Raw genomic sequence first — 21,819 nt, forward strand, 5'->3', positions numbered from 1 at the left:
ACTTAATTAGTACGGACGATTCCGGAAATAAAGGGAGGAACCCCGAAATGACGACTGAAGAAGTCAAGAAAGCAGTAAAGAAAGAAAAAGCCCCTGTGAGGGCACAAGATCTGACGGTTGATCCCGCGAGCGCTCAAATGATCGAGAGGGCCTGGGACCTCGAGATCGAAACTATTTTCGATCGTGCCCAGAGCATGAAGCCTTGTAATATCGGCGTTCAGGGAACCTGCTGCAAGAACTGTTCTCAGGGTCCTTGCCGCCTGCCGCTTCCGAAGGGTGGGGTCGAAGGAAAAGATACCCGTAAGGGGCTTTGCGGTGCGACCGCGGAGACGATCGCCGCGCGGAATTTTGCCCGAATGGTTGCGGCCGGTGCCGCTGCGCACTCGGATCATGGCCGGGGTGTTGCAGAGACGTTCCTTGCCGCCGCGAGGAAGGAAACGCACGATTACCACATTCGCGACACCAAGAAACTTCTTGAAATCGCCCCTGATTTTGGCGTCGAGATTACGGTTCAGGGTGAGAATGGCGAAGTCCTCGACCGCGATATCGATGAGATCGCAGTCGAAGTCGGAGAAGCCGCTCTCGCTCAGTGGGGCCAGCAGCAGGGTGAGGTTTGCACGGCCAAACGAGCCCCGGCGCCGCGCTATGAACTCTGGAAAAAACTTGGTGTTCTTCCCCGCGGGATCGACCGCGAGATCGTTGAGATCATGCACCGGACCCATATCGGTGTCGATCAGCACTATGAGAATATCCTGGAGCAATGTTCCCGGGCCGCCATCGGTGATGGCTGGGGCGGATCCATGATCGCCACGGACCTTCAGGATGTTCTGTTTGGTTGCCCGTATCCTGTGAAAAGTACTGCTAACCTCGGTGTTCTCAAAGCGGATCATGTCAATATCGTCATCCATGGCCATGAACCGCTCTTAAGCGAAATGATCGTTCAGGCGGCGGAACTTCCGGAAATGGTTGAGCTTGCAAAATCGAAAGGTGCACATGGGATCCAGCTGAGCGGTATCTGTTGCACTGCGAATGAACTGCTTATGCGGCATGGGATCCCGCTTTGCGGAGACTTCCTGCAGCAGGAACTGGCTATCGTGACGGGCGCTGTAGATGCTATGGTGGTGGATGTGCAGTGCATTATGGAGAATATTGCCAACGTGGCGCAATGTTTCCATACCAAAGTTATTACAACGAACCCGAGAGCAAAAATTGCTTCAGGAGATACCATTCATATCGAGTTCGATGAACATACTGCATTCGAAGATGCGAAGAAAATCGTAAGAACAGGTATTGAAAATTTCCCCAACCGGTCTAAGCCGGTTATCATTCCCGACGAAAAGTCAGATCTTGTCGCGGGATTCAGCTATGAAGCGATCAATTATCACTTGGGCGGAACTTTCCGCGCTTCCTACGCACCATTGAACGACAATATCATCAATGGCCGGATCCGCGGGATCGGCGGCGTCGTTGGGTGCAACAACGCCCGTACCGTTCATAACGAGGGTCACCTGACGGTTGTCAAAGAGCTGATCAAACACGATGTCATCGTTCTGACGACCGGTTGCAATGCGATCGCCTGTGCGAAAGCCGGCCTTCTCACCCCCGAAGCCGCGAAGGTGTTCTGCGGTCCGGGGCTGGCGGAAGTCTGTGAAACGGTCGGCATTCCCCCTGTATTGCACATGGGCTCCTGTGTCGACAACAGCCGGATTCTGATGGCGGCTGCAGAGGTTGTGAAGGCCGGCGGACTCGGCAACGACATCAGCGACTTGCCGGCCGCAGGGTCCGCACCTGAGTGGATGAGTGAAAAGGCTATCAGCATTGGGCATTATTTTGTAGTGTCGGGTGTTTACACGGTCTTTGGGGTAACCCTGCCCGTCAGTGGCGCGCCTGTCTTCGAGAACCATCTCTATAAGGAACTCGAGAATATCTATGGTGGCATGTGGGATTTGGTCGTCGATCCTTATGAGCATGCCCAGAAGATGATCGCCCATATCGACAAGAAACGTAAGGCCCTTGGCATCGACAAAGCCAGGGAGCGTGTCCTGTTTGATATGGCGGCACGCCGTGATCTGGAAGCCGCTTAAGTAAACGTGAACCGGAATAATGCCTCTTAAGAAGGGAGGAAGTGTCTTATGTCTAAATTAGTAGCATTTGCAGCGATCCAAGGTGCTTACAATATCGTTTCCAAGGCTGAAGGCAAGTATAAGAAGGCCCTGGAGACCTATGGCGGCAGCCAGAAACTCGAATTTCCCAACACGGCGTATTTCCTGCCGATCATCTACTCGCTGACCGGCATAAAGGTGACCGACCTCGATTCAGCCAAAAAACCGCTCGAGTTTGCACGCAAACTCCTGCCGCCCCACGTGAAGAAGGACTGCCATCTCCCCTACCTCGGCCCGCTGCTGGATGCCGGTATGGGTGCCCTGTTCGCCGAAGAAATCGCCGAGGCGATCCGGTACGTCGAAGACCCGGGTTTTTATCAGCCTGAGGTGGAGGATCCCGATGTCGAAAACGGGAAAATCTGGCTGGGTGCCGCGGATGACGCGATCATGCGCAAGCGCGGGGTGGAATTCGTGGACGGCACGGCCCCTGGCTTCGCAGCCATAGTCGGTGCCGCGAACGATTCCGCGCAGGCCAAGAAGCTTGCCGAAGAATATCAGCTGAAGAGCATTTACGTTTTTATGGCCGCGAACCAGAACGGGACGACCTTCGCCGAACAGCTGATTCAGGAAGGCGTCCAGATTGGTTGGAACACCCGGCTCGTTCCGTTTGGTCCGGATATCTCCGCGGCAGTCTTCGCGCTCGGTTTCGCGAACCGCGCGGGCTTGTCTTTCGGCGGCATCCAGCCTGGTGATTACAAGAAGATGCTGGCCTATCAGAAAAACCGTATTTTCGCGTTCGTCAATGCCCTGGGCGAGGTGAACGCCGAGTGGGCGGCCAATGCCGCCGGCTGCGTCAACTGGGGCTTCCCGACGCTTGCAGATACGGATATCCCTGAAATCCTGCCGACCGGGGTTTGCACATACGAGCACGTCGTGGCGAATATCCCGATCGATGAGATGAGCCAGAAGTCCATCGAAGTGCGCGGGCTGAAGGTCACCATCTCGAAGATTGATATCCCGCTGGCCTACGGACCTGCCTTCGAGGGTGAGCGTGTTCGTAAAGATGATCTTTACCTCGAGATGGGCGGCGGTAAGACGCAGTGTACCGAGCTTGTCAAGATGGCCGAGATGAACGACATCGAAGACGGACATGTCGAAGTGGTCGGACCGGATGTGAGTGATAGCAAGAAAGGCGATCGTCTGCCTCTCGGCATTTATGTCCAGGTGGCCGGTCGAAAGATGCAGCCCGACTTCGAGCCGATTCTGGAGCGGCAGATTCACCATCTGATCAACTATGCCCAGGGCATCATGCACATTGGGCAACGCGACATCTCCTGGGTGCGCGTCGGTCAGCAGGCCATCGAGAAGGGTTTCACGATCAAGGATATCGGCAAAATCCTGCACGCGAAACTTCATCAGGATTTCGGCAGCATCCTGGATAAGGTCGCCGTCACCCTTTACACGAAGAAGGAAGACGTCGCCAAACTCACCGATCGGGCCCGGAAGGAGTACCGGGTGCGTGATGACCGCGTCGAGAAGATGACGGATGAGAGTGTCGAGACGTATTACTCCTGCACACTCTGTCAGTCCTTCGCTCCGAGCCATGTCTGTATGGTCAGCCCTGAGCGGACGGGCCTTTGCGGTGCCTACAACTGGATGGATTGCAAGGCGTCCTTTGAGATCAATCCCACTGGACCCAACCAGCCGGTAGAGAAAGGGGAATGTCTGGACCCCAAGTTGGGACAGTGGAAAGGCGTCAACGACTTTGTCTTCAAGGCGTCTCGCCAGGCCATTACCCATTACAACTTTTACAGCCTGGTCAATGACCCGATGACCACTTGTGGTTGCTGCGAGTGCATTGCCGCAGTACTGCCGGGTTGTAATGGTATCATGACGGTTCACCGAGATTACACAGGTCAGACCCCCTGCGGCATGAAATTTACGACCCTCGCCGGTGTCATGGGCGGCGGTCAATCTTCTCCGGGGTTTGTCGGGCACTCTAAATACAATATTACGCAGCGGAAGTTCATTGTCGGGGACGGCGGACTGCACAGGCTCGTTTGGCTGCCCAAGTCGCTCAAGGAAGAGATCCGGGACCGCTTGGTGAAACGGGGCGAAGAGCTGGGAATCCCCGACCTGGTGGACAGGATTGCGGACGAGACGGTCGGGATCACCGAGGATGAGATCATGCCTTTTCTGAAGGAGAAAGATCATCCGGCATTGAAGATGGAGCCCATCGTCGGGTAATTCTGATCGTCCACATCTAAAGAACCCGGTGCCAGGGCCGCGCCGCGGCCCTGGCCCTCTCAATCGTGATCAGGAGAAAATTATGGGATTAACTGGAATTCAGATATTCAAGTTGCTGCCGAAGACCAATTGTGGAGAATGCGGGGTTCCTACCTGCCTTGCCTTTGCCATGAACTTGGCCTCGGGCAAGGCGGAACTCGATGCCTGCCCTTACGTGTCGGATGAGGCGCGTGAGCAGTTGGCGGAGGCCTCCGCACCGCCGATCCGCCCTGTAGCGGTCGGCGCCGGTGTGAGGGCCTTCAAGACAGGCGGTGAAACCGTCCTGTTCAGGCATGAGAAAACCTTTTACAACCCGACCGCGGTTGCCGTTCTGGTTCTGTCGGATACGGACGCCACAACGCTGGATACCAAGCTCAAGGCTTGGAATGCCCTCCAGTATGAGCGTGTGGGGTTGAACCTCAGGCCCGAGCTGGTCGCCCTCAAAGATGTCAACGGGGATGCCGGTGCATTTGCGGCTGCGGCTAAGAAGATCGCTGAGGAAAGCGAGTTCAACCTGATTCTCATGACGGAAAATAGTGACGTCATGAAGGCAGGGGTCGAGGCCTGCGCGTTCAAGAAGCCGCTCCTGTATGCTGCTACGGCAGAGAACGTGGATGCTATGGGCGCCCTCGCGAAAGAAAAGGGTCTGCCGCTGGCTGTGCGGGCCGACAATATTGACGGGCTGATCAGCCTTAGTGACAAACTGACCGGCATGGGCCTGAAGGATCTGGTTCTCGATTCGGGTGCGCGCGAATCGAAACAGGTTCTCCAGGACCAGGTGGCGATCCGCCGGGCAGCCCTCAAGGCTGCAAACCGGTCCCTCGGTTTTCCGACGATTGCCTTCCCTTGCGAGATGGCTGGCAACCTCCATATGGAGACCCTGTTCGGTGCGCTTTTGATTGCCAAATATGCGGGGATCATCGTGCTTTCCGATTTTACGGGAGCGAGTCTCTTCCCGTTGCTGCTCGAGCGGCTCAATATCTTTACCGACCCGCAGCGCCCGATGACGGTGACGCAGGGCATCTACGAAATCGGTTCTCCGGATGAGAACTCGCCGGTTCTGATCACCACCAATTTCTCCCTCACCTACTTCATTGTGAGCGGAGAGATAGAAGGGAGCCGTATTCCCAGTTGGCTGCTGATCATGGATACCGAAGGATTGTCCGTTATGACCGCTTGGGCGGCGGGGAAGTTCTCGGGGGATGCAGTCGGGGCATTCGTGAAGAAATGCGGTATCGCGGATAAGGTAAAACACAAGAAAATCATCATTCCTGGTTATGCCGCCTCCATCAGCGGAGACATGGAGGAGGAACTGCCTGGCTGGGAGATTCTGATCGGACCCCGGGACGCTTCCTTGATACCGAAGTTTCTCAAGGAAATGAATAAATAAGCCAAGAGCTGGCGATGGTTTTAATCTCAAACGACGGAGTAGACCAATGTTATTGATTGGAGAAAACCTGAATGTCATCAACCGGCAGATAGGGAAGGCTTTCAGGGAAAAAGACCCGCGTCCGATTGTCGAGGAAGCGATCCGGCAGAAGGAAAAAGGCATGGACTGGATCGATATCAACCTGGGTCCTGCCAGGAAAGGTGGCCCTGAACTGATGGAGTTCGTCGTGAAGACGGTTCAGGAGGCCATTGGAGACAGCCCTCCCCTTTGTCTGGATACGTCCAATGTGGAGGCTATGGAAGCTGGATTGGCTGCACACAAGGGGAAAGCGATCATCAATTCGATCATGTGCCGTGCGGAGCGCTATGAGAAAATGATTCCTCTGGCCGTGAAGTACAAGGCCAACATGATCGCGTTAATGTGGGGGCCTGACGGGTTGCCTCGGGACGAGAACGAGCGGGCCGCTCTAGCAGTTGAATTGATCTATGCCGCCAACGAGGCTGGGGTGCCGAACGAAGACATCTTTGTAGATGGCATCGTGACGCCGGTCAATATCCAGCAGCCTCAATTGATGAGTCTTTTGGCTTTCCAGGAAATGCTGCAGGATATCGCTCCGGGCTGCAAATCGACCTGTGGGCTGTCGAACGTTTCCAACGGGCCGCCTGACCATCTGCGACCGATCCTGAATCAGACTTACATGGTCATGTTGGAGCGGAAAGGGATGTATTCCTGTATCGCCGACGCATACGATGACGGTCTGGTCGCGATGGCCCGTGGGAAGCGTCCTGATATCGTTGAAGTTATCCACAAGGTCATGGACAAAGAAAACGTTGAGATGAACAGCGTCTCGAAAGAGCTTCAGGATTACGCGAAGACTGCGAGGGTTATTCTGGGTCACTCGCTCTATTCTGATTCGTGGCTCGAGATCTAGGCTCCCTGATCAGGCTGTCCGGAATGGACGTAAGCAGCCTGATCAAGGGGGTTTTCTGATTCGAGTCTGCGCTTTCTTTGGTCTGTGGGAAGTGCTTTCTCCAGGCCTTGCAGACGCGAGGGGCTGTGTCTGTGTGCAGGCGCAGCCTCGTTGGCCGTGGGGGAAAGCGCAGGCCGGCGAGTGCGGTCAGCCGTTGAGGTTTTTCGTAGGTGCAGTGGCCCCGCAGGACGATGGCTCAGAGAAGAGCCTCTCCATTCCTGGTCGACGGATGAGGGATGGGGAGGTTCTCTTTTTTGGTCGGCGGGCCCAAAAGGATTTTTTCCTTTATCGTTTGGGGATATTCCGTCTAATATGGCGGTTGAATGTCTGCTTGAACGATTTGCGGCATGTTCTGAGCTGAAAATTGAGAGGTGAGGATTTGAATTCTTGCAGCAGGGAGGAGAAACCCAGCACCCCGGCGGATTTCGAGCGTTTGGAACAGGACCGCCTCATTCAGGAGAACCTGCAAAGGATCGGCAGAAAGATTCTCGTGATGAGCGGCAAAGGGGGCGTGGGAAAAAGTACGGTCGCAACCTATCTGGCGCTGCGGCTGAGTGCCCGCGGACACCGGGTCGGCCTTCTGGACGTCGATCTGCATGGGCCCAGTATCCCTCATCTGGTGGATGTGCACGGGGGATTTGAGATGGAGGGTGAGGGTATTATTCGGCCATGCGCCTTCTCTCAGAATCTGAAGGTGGCATCCCTCGAGATGATGCTGGGTGACCGAGATGCAGCGGTTATCTGGCGCGGGCCGCTCAAGATCAGTGCCATACGGCAGTTTATCTCCGATATTACGTGGGGGGAGCTGGATTTTCTGATCGCTGATTCTCCGCCGGGCACGGGGGACGAACCGCTTACGGTCGCACAGACGATCCCGGAAGCCGAGGCGCTCGTTGTGACAACGCCGCAGGAGATCAGCCTGGCGGATGTCAGAAAATCGATCAATTTCTGCCGTCAGGTGGGAATGAAGATTCTGGGTGTCGTCGAAAATATGAGCGGGTTCAGTTGTCCGCATTGTGGAAAGGAAATCAATCTTTTTGGAAAAGGCGGGGGCGAGAGGATGAGCAAGGCTATGGGTGTGCCTCTACTCGGTCAAATTCCGATCGAGCCCAAGATGGTTGAACTGGCTGATGCCGGGAAATTGGATGCGCTCCTCGCCATGGATGAGTTGGAAGTCAACCGCGCCTATGATGGGTTGGTCGACGCCGTTTTGAAAGGGAATGCTTGAGGGAGGTTCAGGGTATGGAGAAAGGAAGAATAGCCGTTCCGTCTATGGGTTCGGGGGGAATGGATGGACAGAGGTCAGGACATTTCGGTCATTGCGATGTTTTTACCTTGATCGATGTCGAGGAAGGCCGGGTAAAGGATATCATCACCATCCCCAATGAGGCACATGTGCAGGGTGGATGTATGGTGCCAGTCAATCTGTTGGCCGAGCATAATGTCAATGCACTCATCGTGGGGGGAATCGGCATGCGCCCGCTGATGGGTTTCAGGCAGATGGGGATCGATGTTTATTATGATGTAGAAAGACCTGCCATCAGGCCTGTGGTGGAGGATCTGATCGCCGGCCGATTGCCTCTCATCGGCGAGGAGCAGGTATGCGGCGGCGGTGGCGGCCGCTAAGGTGCATTTCAGCATAAGAAGAGGTTTTTGGGGTCATGGAGAACAAGACACTGACTGACGATGTTTACAAGATGCTTTCTGAATCCGGGTATTCGGATAAAGCCATAGAGTATTTTCGGACCCAGGCCAATATGGGCGTGTTGGAAGATGCCGATCAGGTGACGGATCTTACGGGACCTTGCGGCGATTCGATGAAGCTTTCGCTCAAGGTCGACGAAGGTGTAATTCGAGACGCCAAGATCCAGATACTCGGCTGTCCGGGGGCTGTTGCTTCCGGATGCGCTTTGACCGGCCTTGCCAAAGGAAAGCGCCTGGATGAGGCTGCAAAGTTCGATCTCGATATGCTTTATAAAGAACTGGAGAAGCTTCCGGATCAAAAGGTGCACTGTGCACGATTGGCTTTAAGGACATTGCAGAAGGCCATCAAAGAATATGAGGAAAAGGCCGCTGAAAAAACGGCCGCAGCCGGCTAAGGTATTTCCGGTTTTGGAGGGCCTGAAGATGAAAATCGCCGTGAGTGCAAGAGGAAAAGATCTGAACGCGGATGTGGACCCTCGATTCGGGCGTGCGTCCTATATCCTCATCGTGGATTCCGATACGTGGGAATTCGAGGTGTGGGATAACAGCGAAAATTTGAACGCCCTGAAAGGGGCCGGCATCCAGGCTGCGGCCAATATCAGCGGAAAGGGCGTGGAGGTGCTGCTGACCGGGCATTGCGGTCCGAACGCGTTCAAGGCGCTGCAGGCCGGGCATGTTCGCGTAGCCAACAACGCGGAGGCCGAAGGCTCGGTTAGGAAGGCCGTTCAGGCTTATCTCGATGGCCGCCTGCCCTTGGCGGACGAAGCGGATGTCGAAGGGCAATGGTAGACCTGACGACCTTGTGTTGTCGAGGGAGGGACAGGTTAGCGCAAACGGCGGTATTCGTATTCGATCCGGTCCAGGTTCGTCAGGTACTGCTGCTGGAAGATCAGGTCGTCGAAGCGGCTGATCTCATTGCGAAGAGGTGTGAGCAGCGGCAGGAGATCCACCCCGTAGGTGTTGTTCTTTCTTTTATCCGCTTCATAAATCACCATGAGGGCATAATACTGAACAACGACCCGAACGCTCGGCGTGCGTCGGAAGAGATAGGCTCTGCCTCCTACGGTATTTACAAAGAAGGCGGCATAGGTATAAGTGACTTGAAAAGAGGGCCGGATGCTGTCCGGATCGGCACAGGGGGCCGGCAGCATCAACCAACTGAACAGCATGTCGAAGGTGTCTTCCATACTATCCGGTTCGTTGGTTAGGATCTCGCTGGCGAGACGTAGATCCTGGGCTTTGAGTGTCCTGAAAAAATGGTGCAAATTGGCGAGCAGGATCCGTGGATCGCTGGCCTCTTCGGCCGGCACGGGAGGGTGCTTGATCAGTTTTTTAAGGATGACCTTGAGACGCTCGTAGGCACTGACGTCGGGACTCAAGCGCTGAAAATATTCCGTTCCGTCAAGATATTCAAAATAGTTCTGCAACCTTGAAAACAAGACTTCGCAGGGATCCGGCTGCGCGGTGGCGTTGTTCGAAGGCTCCTCCGTTTCGGGGGGCTCGGGTGTCTCGGCTTCGGATTCATCAATTTTTGCCGGCTCTTGAGGAGTGGAAGGTTCTTCAAGTTGCGCCCCTGAAGCCGGGTGCTCATCCTCTACGGCCGTTTGAATGGCGGCGCGATGCTGGTGGGGCGGTTGCCGGTGGGAGTAGAAATAGTATCCGGAACCAAGCCCTATCACCAGCAGGGCAAGGAAAATCAACCATGGGAGGCGCGAAGGCTTTTTCATGTGAATCTATCCAGCGGTAGGTAGTTCCCTCTGAAAAACGGTTTAAACCTCGAGAACTGATGCTCTGAAATTTAAGAGAGTTTCTTCCAGCGATCGTACAATGTTCTTTCCGCGGTCCGCCCATACGGAATCATTGGTAAAACACAGGCTTGTTTCCGGATAGAAACCAGTCAAGCAATGCGATATGCCTTACGGCCTTCTTCGTAAAGATCGTTTCCCGCTGTATCGTTAACGACGACCAAGGGCATTTCTTCCACGTAAAGTTCACGAATGGCCTCTGGACCGAGGTCATGATAAGCGACGACATGCGCTTTGCGGATAGATTGGGACATCAGGGCTCCTGCTCCGCCGATCGCTGCGAAATAGACGGCACCATATGTCATCAAGGCTTGTTTGACGGCATCTGAGCGCTTCCCTTTTCCGATGATGCCTTTCAACCCTTTTTCGAGCAGTTGAGGTGTGTAGGGGTCCATCCGGTAGCTTGTGGTGGGGCCGGCTGCGCCGATCGGGCGGCCGGGAGGTGCGGGCGAGGGCCCAACATAGTAAAGCACCTGGCCTGCCAGTGGAATGGGAAGAGGCTCTCTGGCCTCGATCAGTTCGACCAGGCGCCGGTGGGCCGCGTCCCTCGCGGTGTAAAGAACGCCGCTCAGGAGGACCCGGTCACCGGCCCGCAGGGCAGCGACGTCGGAGGCCGTCAGGGGAGTCTTGAGGTGTATGGATCGATCCATTGGCAACTCCTGTGCTTAAAGGGTGATCTCTATATGGCGGCTGGCGTGACATTGAACATTGATGGCCAAAGGCAGACTCGCGATATGACAAGGCATCATCAGGATATGCACCGCCAGAGACGTGATGCGTCCACCGAGCCCCTGGGGGCCGACGCCGGTCCGGTTGATGGCTTCCAGTACCTCCTGCTCCATAGCGGCCAGATCGGCGTCTGGATTGAGTTCACCCAAAGGCCGAAGAAGAGACCTTTTTGCCATGATCGCGCTCTGCTCGAAGTTGCCGCCTATCCCGACCCCCACAATGGTGGGAGGGCAGGGATTGGGTCCGGCCTCCTCCACCGTCTGGACAATCTTTTCCTTCACGCCGGTCCAACCCGCGGATGGAGGCAGCATGTAAAGACGGCTCATGTTTTCGCTTCCACCTCCTTTCGGCACCACCCAGAGACGAAGCGCCGATCCTTTCACCAGATTGGCGTGGATGATGACGGGGGTGTTGTCGCCGGTGTTCTTGCGCGAAAAAGGATGACAGACACTCTTGCGCAGGTATCCCTCTTCGTACCCTTCTCTTACGCCCTGCGCCACGGCGTCTGCAAAGCCGCCGTGCGCTACGGCCATGTCCTGCCCAATGTCGGCGAACACGACGACGAGGCCGGTATCCTGGCAGATGGGGATACGCTCGTTGCGGGCGATCCGGGCGTTTTCGATAAGCCGTTCGAGGATTTCCCGGCCGACGGGAGAGGCCTCCTCGGTCCGGGCCTTTTCGAACGCCTGTATGACATCCTCACCTAGTTCATAATTGGCCTCGATGACTGCGGCCTTGACCGCTTCGGTGACAGCATGAGCTTCTATGTGGCGCATTCCTGGCCCCCGCGATTTGACTTTTGAGATTCGGAGCGTTACATATAGGCGGTTTCATCCGCTGGCCGAATCCACGTTCCCGTACGGTTCGAATAATATACAAAACCGGAACCGGGGAAGCAATAAAAAGAGAAGAAGGAGGCTCTTATGAACGGTCCGCGTCTCCATATCCTCCTGACGAATGACGACGGGATTCACGCTCCGGGGCTCTATGCCCTGCATGAAGCGCTCAAGCGGGATTTCGACCTGACCATCGTCGCACCGGAGGTCGAGATGAGCGCTGTGGGGCATGCCATTACCCTATCAACGCCTCTCCGGGTCCGGCGGATCCGCAAAGCCCGCCGTTTCTACGGCTACGCCGTGAACGGCACCCCCGCCGACTGTGTCAAGATCGCCATTCAGGAACTGCTGGAACGTCCGCCCGATGTGGTCCTTTCGGGGATCAATCTCGGTGCCAACGTAGGTGTCAATGTGCTCTATTCCGGGACGGTTTCCGCGGCAACGGAAGGGGCTTTCCTTGGTGTGCCGTCGGCCGCTTTTTCGCTTGGGACAATCAGGAACCCCGATTATCGATTCGCGGCGAGATTCAGCAGGCAGATCATCGAATTTCTCCTTAGCGCGGAGCTGCGCGTAGGCACGGCGCTCAACGTGAATATACCAGCGGTGCCCGAGGAGCAGATCAGGGGAGTGGTTTTGACGCGGCAGGGCATTTCGAGATTCATTGAACGGTTCGATAAACGAACTGATCCGCGTGGGCATACCTATTATTGGTTGACGGGCGAGACCCCAGTTGAAATCGGGAATCCGGATACGGACGGGATGGCCTTGAAAAATGATTACATTACCATTACCCCGATCCATTACGATCTGACCTGCCACAGCGAGCTGGAAAGACTCAAAAGCACAGGCCCACCGCTGTTTGAAGGATGGCGGCGGACCCGTGCAGAATAGTCCCTTCGGGAATCAGTCTTGCTATCGTCCTTCACCGGCCATCTGTTTAAGGGCCTCGTACCGGTCCTTCATATCCGCTTCGGCCTTATCGAACAGCTTTTCCGCGTTTTCGGGGAAGGTCCGCATAAGGCTCGAATAACGAACCTCGCCCATCAGGAAAGACTTGAAGTCGCCTTCGGGATCCTTCGAATCAAGGATAAAGGGATTTTTGCCCTCTTCCTTCAGGCGGGGGTCGAACCGGTAAAGCGGCCAGTATCCCGTTTCAACGGCCTTCTTTTCCTCCTCCTGGCTCAGGCCCATGTTGATGCCATGGTTAATGCAGGGGGAATAGGCGATGATCAGCGACGGACCCCGATAGGATTCGGCCTCGAGCACGGCCTTGAGCAGCTGGTTTTTGTTGGCGCCCATGGCGACCGAAGCTACGTAGACATAGCCATAGATCATGACCATCCGTCCGAGGTCTTTCTTACCCGTGAATTTGCCCCCGGCGGTGAATTTAGCGACCGCGCCGGTGGGCGTCGACTTGGAAGCCTGTCCGCCGGTATTGGAATAGACCTCGGTGTCGAGGACGAGGATGTTGACATCGTGACCGGTGGCCACGACGTGGTCGAGACCGCCGTAACCGATATCATAAGCCCAGCCGTCTCCGCCTATGATCCAGATGGATTTCTTCGTGAGGTAATCACGGCGCTCCAGGATTTCCAGGAGAATCGGATCAAAGTCTTCCTCCGAATCAATCATCGCATGCTCGATCCCTTCGACGACGGCGCGGCCGTACTGCTTGGACTTGTCACCGTCACTCATATTCTCGAGCCAGCTGTTCAGGGATTCTTTCAGCTCGGGGTTGATGTCGCGACTGATGGCCTGGCGGACAATGTCCGCCAGTTTTTCGCGTCTCTGGCTGACGCCGAGTTCCATACCGAAACCGTACTCGGCGTTGTCCTCGAAAAGGGAGTTGGCCCAGGCGGGCCCATGGCCCTCCTCATTGACCGTGTAGGGGCAGCTGGGGGCGGATCCCCCATAGATGGAGGAGCATCCCGTAGCGTTGGCGATCATCATGCGATCGCCGAAGAGCTGGGTGACCAGCCGGATATAAGGGGTTTCACCGCAGCCCGCGCATGCCCCCGAGAATTCGAACAGGGGTTTGCGGAACTGGCTGCCTTTGACCGATGTGGCCGGCATGAGATCTCCCGGGTTCGGCAGATCGCTGGCGAACGCGTGGTTGAGGACCTCGTTTTCCTTTTGGGTCTCGAGCGGCTTCATGACCAAGGCCTTCTTCTTGGCGGGGCATACCTGAGCACAGTTACCGCACCCCGTGCAGTCCAGCGGACTGATCTGAACGCGATATCGGTACCCCTTCAGTTCCTTTCCTTTGGCCTCGACCGTGACGAAGTGCTCCGGTGCGTCCTCGAGATCGTCAGGGCGAGCCAGCACGGGCCGGATGACGGCATGAGGACAGACAAAGGAGCACTGGTTGCACTGGATACAATTTTCCGGCTGCCATTCGGGCACATTGATGGCGATGCCTCTTTTTTCATATTGCGTCGTAGCCGTCGGAAAAACCCCGTCAGGCGGCAGGGCGCTCACCGGCAACTTGTCGCCCTGTTGCGCCAGCATGGGGCGCATGATCTTTTCCACGAATTCGGGTTCATCCCGTTTGTCGTATTGTTCCCGGCCCGCACTGGCCCAGGATGCAGGGACATCGATCTTCTCGAGTGCGCCGATTGCCTTGTCGACGGCATCGATGTTCATCTGGACGACCTTTTCGCCCTTTTTACCGTAGGTCTTCTTGACTGCATCCTTGATGTAGCCCAAGGCCTCCTCAGGGGGGATGACATTGGCGATGTGGAAAAAGGCGGCCTGCATGATCATGTTGATCCTGCCGCCAAGCCCGAGCTGAGAGGCGATTTTGACAGCGTCGATATTGTAGAAATCCAGCTTCTTGCGCGCAATGGTGCGTTTCATGTCATTCGGCAACTGGGTGTCCATTTCCTCTATGGACCACGGAGAATTGAGCAAAAATGCACCACCGTCCCTGATGCCTTCCAGGATATCGTACTCTTTGACGAAGCCCGGGTTGTGGCAGGCGATGAAATCCGCCTTGGTCAACTGATAGGGGGATCGGATGCGGTGTGGCGAAAACCGCAGATGGCTTACGGTGATTCCTCCGGATTTCTTCGCATCGTAGGCAAAATAGGCTTGGGCGTACAGATCGGTGTTTTCCCCGATGATCTTGATGGCATTCTTGTTGGCTCCCACCGTCCCGTCGGCGCCCAGACCCCAGAATTTGCAGCGGACGGTCCCCTCCGGAGCGGTGTCGACGTATTCCTCTAGTGGCAGGGACGTATGGGTGACATCATCTTTGATGCCCACCGTAAAATGGTTTTTGGGGGTGTGGCCTTTGAGGTTGTCGAAGACGGCCTTGACCATGGTGGGGGTGAATTCCTTGCTGCCGAGGCCGTAACGACCGCCGACGACCAGCGGCCGTTTGCTCTCGGCCCAGAAGGCGGTGCAGATGTCCTGGTACAAGGGTTCACCGATCGCACCGGGGGATTTGGTCCGATCGAGAACGGCGATGCGGTTGACGGTGGCGGGAACGGTCCTGAGGAAATGCTCCCTCGAAAAGGGTAGATAGAGACGGACCTTCACCAGTCCGACGCGTTCACCGAGCTTGTTCATGTAATTGACCGTCTGCTCGATCACATCGCAGCTCGAGGCCATGGACACGATGATCCGGTCGGCCTCCGGGTCGCCGATGTAATCGAAGAGATGGAAATGTCGACCGGTGATGTCCGCGACCTTGTCCATTTCTTCCTGGACGATATAAGGGACCTGCTGGTAAAAGGGATTGCACGCCTCGCGGTTTTGAAAGAAAATGTCCGGGTTCTGGGCGGTCCCTCTCAGTTGGGGGTATTCCGGGTTCATGGCGCCGCGGCGGAACTCGTCAATTGCATCCCAGTCTACGAGTTTCGCCATGTCGGCATAATCGATGACGTCGATCTTCTGGATCTCCATGGAAGTCCTGAAGCCGTCGAAAAAATGGAGAAAAGGTACGCTTGACCGGATCGAGGCCAGATGGGCTATAAGGGCCAGATCCATGACCCCCTGAACGGACGAGGATGAGAGGAGCGCAAAACCCGTCTGTTTGACAGCGTTGATGTCCGAATGGTCACCGAAAATGGACAGGGCATGGGTCGCCAGGGCGCGGGCCGACACATGAAAGACGGCGGGCATGAGTTCGCCTGCGATCTTGTACATGTTGGGGACCATCAAGAGCAGCCCTTGCGAAGCCGTGAAGGTCGTCGCAAGCGCCCCGGCTGAGAGGGCCCCGTGAACTGCGCCGGCGGCACCGGCTTCCGACTGCATTTCCTCTACCTTCAACACCTGGCCGAAGATGTTTTTGCGCCCGTGCGCGGCCCATTCATCACAGTATTCCCCCATGGTACTCGAGGGGGTGATAGGGTAAATGGCCGCCACATCACTCATGGCATAGGCCACATGGGCCGCAGCCTCGTTTCCTTCAACGGTCTTTTTTGTTACAGTCATAATGGTTTTTCCTTTCTCCCATTTCTTTCTGGCAGTCTGTGCCGGTCGGGTTCTCGATGAGTGGAACACCGCGAACGATTCGGCAAGCTCGGTACGGCGAGCATCCCTTTTACGTGAGAGGTTGACGGCCCGTTTGGAGATCGGTTCTGTCAGAGACGGGTAAAGGTGCTTCCCTGCGAAGGGCTGTGGACCAACGTGAAAGGGATGGCACAGAACGTTGTGAGATTTTTCACGTCCTCCATCAGCCGAAAACCCCCATGATGAAAACTGCCATAATACACAGCAGGCAAATTTTTAGTCAACAAATTTGTTTTGGGGGAAGGACCTTGCGTTTTAGGGGGCCTGCCTTTAAAATACCCACGGATGTGCAAGGGTTAGACGTTTCGGTGATTTCCATCGAGAAGGGGTGGCACTGGAAAGCCGGGGAGGGTCCTCAGCGGCGTCAGCGTCTGCACAACGCCTCCCATCCAAGACTACCCTCCGCTTTACCGGGGGATCGATGGAAACCAGGGATTTCCCGGACTGGAAACCGGAGGCAGAATATTCAATGGCATCCATGCATCGGCACACAAACGACGTGAAAGACGGTAAGGTGGCCGCCGGAGCGTCGGCGCAGAGATGGACCCTAGAGTCCGTTTTCCGACGGGAGAACCGCCGGGGCAGGGATATTGACACCTATCGAATGAGGATGAGAATCCATGCGGCCGAAGATCAAGTATCAGGTTGTTCCTCGATTTCCCGCCGGGCTCGAGAGTCTCAGGCGCTTGGCCTATAACCTTTGCTTCAGCTGGAAGGATGATATCAGGGCAATCTTCCAGCGGATCGATCCGGCCTTGTGGAGGGTTTGCGGTGAGAACCCTGTTTTGATGCTCGGTCTGGTGAGTCAGGATCGGCTGGAGGAACTGGCAAAGGATCAGGGGTTTGTGGCCCAGTTGGAGCGGGTGAGCGGCGACTTTGAACGATACCTCTCGCAGCCGAGAGTCCAAACGATGGATTATTCCGCCGAGGGGCGTGTTCAGGTCGCCTATTTTTCTGCGGAATTCGGTCTGGCGGTATGTTTGCCCATTTATTCGGGCGGCCTCGGCGTCCTGGCCGGTGACCACCTGAAATCGGCGAGTGATCTGAATGTGCCGCTCGTCGGTATCGGCCTGCTGTATCAGGAAGGATATTTCAGCCAGTATCTGAGTTCGGACGGCTGGCAGATGGAGACCTATCCTGTCAATGATTTCGGTAATATCCCGGTAGAGCGGGTTTTCGATGCGGAAGGTCGCCCTGTGAACGTGGCGGTTCAGTTCAAGGGGCAGCCCGTAGATGTCGCGGTTTGGCGCGCCGACGTCGGCCGTGTACCGCTTTATTTGCTGGATACCAACGTCGAAACCAACCCGCCCGATATTCGGCAGACGACGGCCCAACTATATGGCGGTGACCGGGAGATGCGGATCCGACAGGAGATCGTGCTTGGTATTGGAGGGGTACGGACCTTGAAGGCCTTGGGGATCGAACCGACGGTGATCCACATGAACGAAGGACATTCGGCCTTTTCCGCCCTGGAGCGGATCAATATCCTCCGGAGAGAACGAGGCCTTACCTTCGATGCCGCCCGGGAAGTGGTGCTGGCCAGTTCGGTTTTCACCACGCATACCCCTGTGCCCGCCGGAAACGATGTCTTCGATCCGGAGCTGGTGCGGGCCTATTTCGAGGAATACACCAAGGAGTTGGGATTGAACTTCAAGGTTCTTCTTGGATATGGACGCCTGGACCCACGGGACAACGCCGAACCGTTCGGCATGACAACGCTCGCATTGAGGCTTTCGGCCTACAGCAACGGCGTGAGCCGGCTTCATGGTCGGGTTGCGCGGCAGATGTGGCAGAGGGTGTGGCCCCACAATCCCGTCGAGGACATCCCGATCGACCATATCACCAACGGGATTCATGTCCCGACCTGGATCTCCGAGGAAATGGGTTTCCTGCTCGATCGCTACTTCGGACCCAACTGGCCTGAGGAAAGGGACAATGAACGGGTCTGGTCGCAGGTGGAGCAGATTCCCAGCACGGAAATCTGGCGGACACACGAGCGGAGCCGAGAACGGCTTGTGGGTTTCACACGCCGCCGCCTGGCGGAGCAACTGAAGCGGCGGGGAGCTTCCGAGGCGGAGGTTTTGCGCACGGCCGAAATCCTGACTCCTGATGCCCTTACGATCGGGTTTGCACGCCGTTTTGCCACCTATAAACGTGCCACCCTTCTTTTCCGCGACCCTGACCGCCTCGCCAGGATCGTCAACGACCCTGAGCGGCCGGTGCAGCTCATTATAGCCGGCAAGGCACATCCGCAGGACAACGCCGGCAAGGAGTTCATCAAGCGCATTATTCATTTGAGCCGACAGGAGCGTTTCAGGAAAAGGATTGTCTTTCTGGAAGACTACAACATGCACGTCGCCCAGCATCTGGTCTCCGGCAGCGACGTCTGGCTGAACACCCCCAGGCGGCCGCTCGAGGCCTGCGGAACCAGCGGTATGAAGGCGCTGGCCAACGGCTCCCTGAATCTGAGCGTTTTGGATGGATGGTGGGATGAGGGCTATGATCGTGACAGCGGTTGGGCCATTGGCCATGGTGAGGTTTACAGCGATTATGAAGCACAGGACGACATCGAGAGCCGCGACCTCTATAATCTGCTCGAAAAAGAAGTCATCCCGATCTTTTACCACCGGGGCGATGACGGGATTCCAAGGGCCTGGGTTGAGAAGATGCGCTCGGGTCTGCGGCGTCTGGTGCCGGTCTTCAACGCCCACCGGATGGTGCAGGATTATTTGAACCGGTTTTACCTGCCTTGTTCGAAGCGGCACACCGAACTGATCGGGAATGATTTTGCCGGAGCGAAAGACTTGGCGGTGTGGCGGCAGAAGCTCATGACCGGATGGCATGAGGTCGCGGTGGAGGAGGTTCTCTCCGCTGACGGACGGGAGATGCAGGTGGGGGACTTCACAGAGGTTTCAGCCCGTGTCAGGTTGGGGAGTCTGAGTCCGGATGACGTTACGGTGGAGGCCTATTACGGCAAGTTGGACCACAATGGAGAATTTGCCGAACGGCAGACCATTCCGCTCGAGGTGGCCGAAACGCAAGAGGATCGTTATCTGTATAACGGTAAAATCCCGGCCGACGGAACCGGGCGATTCGGCTACACGGTGCGGGTGACTCCCAGTATGAACCGGCTGGAAAACCGTTTCGTTTTCGGACTGGTGAGCTGGGCGTGAGGAAGGCATAGGGTGCAGAGGATGCGTGAAAAGGGTCGATTGAGGCCGGAGGAACTGGAGGCGCTGCTCAATGGAGAGGTAGCGGACCCTTTTGTCTGGTTGGGTATCCATGACGTGCGCTCCGGGTCCGATCCGGCCGTTGTGATAAGGGTGCTGATGCCTGGTGCGGCAAAGGTAACCGTGCTTGACGGATGCGGCGCGGGGTCGATGGATATTCCGATGCGAGACGAACGCGGCTTTTTCGAGTTGGTCACGCCGGGCAGTCAGCCGCCTAACCCTTACCGGATCAGGGCGGTTTTCCCTGGGAAGATCGAATCGACGTTTTATGACGCGTATAGTTTCTGGCCTGTTTTGACCGAGTATGATCTCTATCTTTTTAACGAAGGCAAGCACCACGAGATTTACAAGACGCTTGGCGCCCAGGTCATGGAGCATCAGGGCATCGAAGGAACGCTTTTCGCCATATGGGCGCCGACGGCCCGGCGCGTCAGCGTAGTCGGTGATTTCAACCAGTGGGACGGCCGTCGGCTCCGCCTGAGAAGCCGGGGGAGTTCGGGCGTATGGGAGCTGTTCGTGCCGCATGTGCATTCGGGGGCCCTTTACAAATTCGAGGTTCTCACCACAGATAACGTCTTGCTCCTCAAGTCCGACCCCTATGGCTTCAGGTTCGAACAACGCCCGAAAACGGCATCCGTCGTGCATGACTTGGGTGGATTTGTCTGGTCGGATCAGGCATGGATCGAGAAGCGGTCCAGGACCCGGGCCCTTGTGAAGCCGATGGCGATCTACGAGGTGCATGCCGGTTCATGGCGCCGGCGGGCGGAAGAAGGGGGGCGGTGGCTCAGCTATCGGGAACTGGCCGATGAACTCATCCCCTATGTCAAGGACATGGGGTTTACCCATATCCAGTTTATGCCTTTGGCGGAGCACCCGTTCGACGGTTCCTGGGGCTATCAGGTGACGGGTTATTATGGAGCCACGTCGCGTTTCGGTCCGCCTGAGGATCTCATGTTTCTCGTCGATGCGTGCCACAGGGCGGAGTTAGGGGTCCTGCTGGATTGGGTTCCTGCGCATTTCCCAAAAGACCCGCACGCTCTCGAGTTTTTCGACGGGTCGCATTTGTATGAACACGCCGATCCGCGCAAAGGCCATCACCGAGACTGGGATACGCTGATCTTCAACTACGGCCGCAATGAGGTGAAAAATTTTCTGGTTGCCAACGCGCTCTTCTGGCTCGATCGGTTTCATTTCGACGGCCTGAGGGTGGACGCCGTCGCGTCCATGCTTTACCTCGACTATTCGCGGTCGGAAGGAGACTGGATCCCGAATCGCTACGGGGGGCGTGAAAACCTGGAGGCGATCGACTTCCTTAAGGAGTTCAACACGCTTGTTTGTGAACGGTTCCCGGGGGTTGTCACTGTGGCCGAGGAATCGACGGCTTGGCCGGGTGTCACACGGCCGGTTCACCTGGGGGGACTCGGGTTTCTCTTCAAATGGAACATGGGCTGGATGCACGATATGCTCCGTTTCATGCAGACGGACCCCATTTTCCGGCGTTATCACATGAACAACCTCACGTTTGCACTGTTGTATGCCTTCCACGAGAATTTCATGCTCCCCTTGTCCCACGACGAGGTGGTGCACGGAAAATCATCGCTTCTCCAAAAGATGCCGGGGGATGATTGGCAAAAGTTCGCCAACCTGCGCCTGCTGTTCGGATACATGTATGCCGAGCCTGGCAAGAAGATCCTGTTTATGGGCGGGGAGTTCGGGCAGCGCAAGGAATGGGATCACGATGGGGCGCTTGAGTGGGGACTCCTGCAATATGAATCTCACCGGGGGCTGCAGCGGTTTGTCAGAGAACTCAATCGCCTTTATGTCGCGGAACCCGCCCTCCACCAGAGGGATTTCGAGCCGGCCGGGTTTGAGTGGATCGATTTCAAGGATGCGGACGCGACGGTGGTCGCATTTATACGGCGCGCGCTCGACCCTGAAGAAATGCTGCTCTTTGCCTTCAATTTCACGCCGGTGCCGCGGACTGGTTACCGCATCGGGGCTCCGAAGCCGGGTCATTACCGGATCCTGGTCGATTCCGACGATCGTCGGTTCGGCGGATCGGGCTATGCACAGGGAACGGAGGTCTGCGCGGACGCCCTGCCCTGGCACGGACAGCCCTACTCGCTCGATCTGACCCTTCCCCCTTTGGGGATGCTGGCTTTGAAACCGCGCTGCGAGGACTGACCTTCGGGTGCAGCCGTCCGGTCTCTCTGTTCCGATCCCAACCTGTTGCAGCGCTTCAATCCTGTCGC

15 protein-coding genes are annotated in these 21,819 nt (G+C 56.4%); 11 read left to right on the forward strand and 4 right to left on the reverse strand.

The genetic code is table 11. The features are described from left to right. The first annotated feature begins 47 nt into the window (after window positions 1-47). The 8 genes from cooS to ACZ500_RS18665 all read left to right on the forward strand — a co-directional run bounded on the left by cooS (window position 48) and on the right by ACZ500_RS18665 (window position 9,241). On the forward strand, window positions 48-2,084 hold the full coding sequence (cooS, locus tag ACZ500_RS18630; protein WP_464228945.1) for an anaerobic carbon-monoxide dehydrogenase catalytic subunit: 2,037 nt from the start codon (window positions 48-50) through the stop codon (window positions 2,082-2,084). A gap of 48 nt (window positions 2,085-2,132) precedes the next feature. Beyond that, entirely contained in the window at window positions 2,133-4,349 is a 2,217-nt protein-coding gene (gene acsB, locus ACZ500_RS18635) for an acetyl-CoA decarbonylase/synthase complex subunit alpha/beta (protein WP_464228946.1), read from the forward strand. An 82-nt stretch (window positions 4,350-4,431) separates the two neighbouring features. Then, window positions 4,432-5,778 carry an acetyl-CoA decarbonylase/synthase complex subunit gamma gene (gene acsC, locus ACZ500_RS18640; RefSeq protein ID WP_464228947.1) on the forward strand — a complete coding sequence of 449 codons (1,347 nt, stop codon included), beginning with the start codon at window positions 4,432-4,434 and terminating at the stop codon, window positions 5,776-5,778. Window positions 5,779-5,824: 46 nt separating this feature from the next. Beyond that, window positions 5,825-6,709 carry a dihydropteroate synthase gene (locus ACZ500_RS18645; RefSeq protein ID WP_464228948.1) on the forward strand — a complete coding sequence of 295 codons (885 nt, stop codon included), beginning with the start codon at window positions 5,825-5,827 and terminating at the stop codon, window positions 6,707-6,709. A gap of 418 nt (window positions 6,710-7,127) precedes the next feature. Then, window positions 7,128-7,976, forward strand: a complete 849-nt coding sequence (locus ACZ500_RS18650) for a P-loop NTPase (RefSeq protein WP_464228949.1) — start codon at window positions 7,128-7,130, stop codon at window positions 7,974-7,976. Between the two features lie 14 nt (window positions 7,977-7,990). After that, a complete protein-coding gene (locus tag ACZ500_RS18655; protein WP_464228950.1) occupies window positions 7,991-8,374 on the forward strand; it encodes a NifB/NifX family molybdenum-iron cluster-binding protein in 384 nt (127 codons plus the stop codon). A gap of 35 nt (window positions 8,375-8,409) precedes the next feature. After that, window positions 8,410-8,847: an iron-sulfur cluster assembly scaffold protein gene (locus tag ACZ500_RS18660; protein WP_464228951.1), complete on the forward strand. Its 438-nt coding sequence runs from the start codon at window positions 8,410-8,412 to the stop codon at window positions 8,845-8,847. A gap of 28 nt (window positions 8,848-8,875) precedes the next feature. Further along, on the forward strand, window positions 8,876-9,241 hold the full coding sequence (locus ACZ500_RS18665) for a NifB/NifX family molybdenum-iron cluster-binding protein (protein WP_464228952.1): 366 nt from the start codon (window positions 8,876-8,878) through the stop codon (window positions 9,239-9,241). 35 nt (window positions 9,242-9,276) lie between these two features. On the opposite strand, the gene ACZ500_RS18670 is transcribed toward ACZ500_RS18665, so the two are convergent. The 3 genes from ACZ500_RS18670 to ACZ500_RS18680 form a co-directional block, all read right to left on the reverse strand. Further along, complete coding sequence (locus tag ACZ500_RS18670) at window positions 9,277-10,179, reverse strand: hypothetical protein (RefSeq protein WP_464228953.1); 903 nt, start codon at window positions 10,177-10,179, stop codon at window positions 9,277-9,279. A 170-nt stretch (window positions 10,180-10,349) separates the two neighbouring features. Continuing rightward, on the reverse strand, window positions 10,350-10,907 hold the full coding sequence (locus tag ACZ500_RS18675) for a Fe-S-containing hydro-lyase (protein WP_464228954.1): 558 nt from the start codon (window positions 10,905-10,907) through the stop codon (window positions 10,350-10,352). 15 nt (window positions 10,908-10,922) lie between these two features. Continuing rightward, window positions 10,923-11,762: a fumarate hydratase gene (locus ACZ500_RS18680; RefSeq protein WP_464228955.1), complete on the reverse strand. Its 840-nt coding sequence runs from the start codon at window positions 11,760-11,762 to the stop codon at window positions 10,923-10,925. Between the two features lie 147 nt (window positions 11,763-11,909). Here ACZ500_RS18680 and surE point away from each other — a divergent pair, with 147 nt between their 5' ends. Further along, the gene (surE, locus tag ACZ500_RS18685) at window positions 11,910-12,713 is read left to right on the forward strand and encodes a 5'/3'-nucleotidase SurE (RefSeq protein WP_464228956.1); all 804 of its coding nucleotides are present in this window, start codon (window positions 11,910-11,912) and stop codon (window positions 12,711-12,713) included. Window positions 12,714-12,734: 21 nt separating this feature from the next. On the opposite strand, the gene nifJ is transcribed toward surE, so the two are convergent. Further along, the gene (nifJ, locus tag ACZ500_RS18690) at window positions 12,735-16,259 is read right to left on the reverse strand and encodes a pyruvate:ferredoxin (flavodoxin) oxidoreductase (RefSeq protein WP_464228957.1); all 3,525 of its coding nucleotides are present in this window, start codon (window positions 16,257-16,259) and stop codon (window positions 12,735-12,737) included. A 698-nt stretch (window positions 16,260-16,957) separates the two neighbouring features. Between nifJ and glgP the strand changes: the two genes are divergently transcribed. Both glgP and glgB read left to right on the forward strand, forming a co-directional pair. Beyond that, window positions 16,958-19,510: an alpha-glucan family phosphorylase gene (gene glgP / locus ACZ500_RS18695; protein ID WP_464228958.1), complete on the forward strand. Its 2,553-nt coding sequence runs from the start codon at window positions 16,958-16,960 to the stop codon at window positions 19,508-19,510. A 21-nt stretch (window positions 19,511-19,531) separates the two neighbouring features. After that, the gene (glgB, locus tag ACZ500_RS18700; RefSeq protein ID WP_464233084.1) at window positions 19,532-21,751 is read left to right on the forward strand and encodes a 1,4-alpha-glucan branching protein GlgB; all 2,220 of its coding nucleotides are present in this window, start codon (window positions 19,532-19,534) and stop codon (window positions 21,749-21,751) included. Window positions 21,752-21,819 lie beyond the last annotated feature (68 nt).

Source organism: Desulfatiglans parachlorophenolica (assembly GCF_055394735.1).

Bases quoted from the DNA above. Each gene is read 5' to 3' on its own strand.
- nifJ (WP_464228957.1), bottom strand. From the start codon at position 16,259: ATGACTGTAACAAAAAAGACCGTTGAAGGAAACGAGGCTGCGGCCCAT.
- surE (WP_464228956.1), top strand. From the start codon at position 11,910: ATGAACGGTCCGCGTCTCCATATCCTCCTGACGAATGACGACGGGATT.
- ACZ500_RS18645 (WP_464228948.1), top strand. From the start codon at position 5,825: ATGTTATTGATTGGAGAAAACCTGAATGTCATCAACCGGCAGATAGGG.
- ACZ500_RS18660 (WP_464228951.1), top strand. From the start codon at position 8,410: ATGGAGAACAAGACACTGACTGACGATGTTTACAAGATGCTTTCTGAA.
- ACZ500_RS18675 (WP_464228954.1), bottom strand. From the start codon at position 10,907: ATGGATCGATCCATACACCTCAAGACTCCCCTGACGGCCTCCGACGTC.
- ACZ500_RS18665 (WP_464228952.1), top strand. From the start codon at position 8,876: ATGAAAATCGCCGTGAGTGCAAGAGGAAAAGATCTGAACGCGGATGTG.
- acsC (WP_464228947.1), top strand. From the start codon at position 4,432: ATGGGATTAACTGGAATTCAGATATTCAAGTTGCTGCCGAAGACCAAT.
- acsB (WP_464228946.1), top strand. From the start codon at position 2,133: ATGTCTAAATTAGTAGCATTTGCAGCGATCCAAGGTGCTTACAATATC.
- ACZ500_RS18655 (WP_464228950.1), top strand. From the start codon at position 7,991: ATGGAGAAAGGAAGAATAGCCGTTCCGTCTATGGGTTCGGGGGGAATG.
- ACZ500_RS18670 (WP_464228953.1), bottom strand. From the start codon at position 10,179: ATGAAAAAGCCTTCGCGCCTCCCATGGTTGATTTTCCTTGCCCTGCTG.
- glgB (WP_464233084.1), top strand. From the start codon at position 19,532: ATGCGTGAAAAGGGTCGATTGAGGCCGGAGGAACTGGAGGCGCTGCTC.
- cooS (WP_464228945.1), top strand. From the start codon at position 48: ATGACGACTGAAGAAGTCAAGAAAGCAGTAAAGAAAGAAAAAGCCCCT.
- ACZ500_RS18680 (WP_464228955.1), bottom strand. From the start codon at position 11,762: ATGCGCCACATAGAAGCTCATGCTGTCACCGAAGCGGTCAAGGCCGCA.
- glgP (WP_464228958.1), top strand. From the start codon at position 16,958: ATGCGGCCGAAGATCAAGTATCAGGTTGTTCCTCGATTTCCCGCCGGG.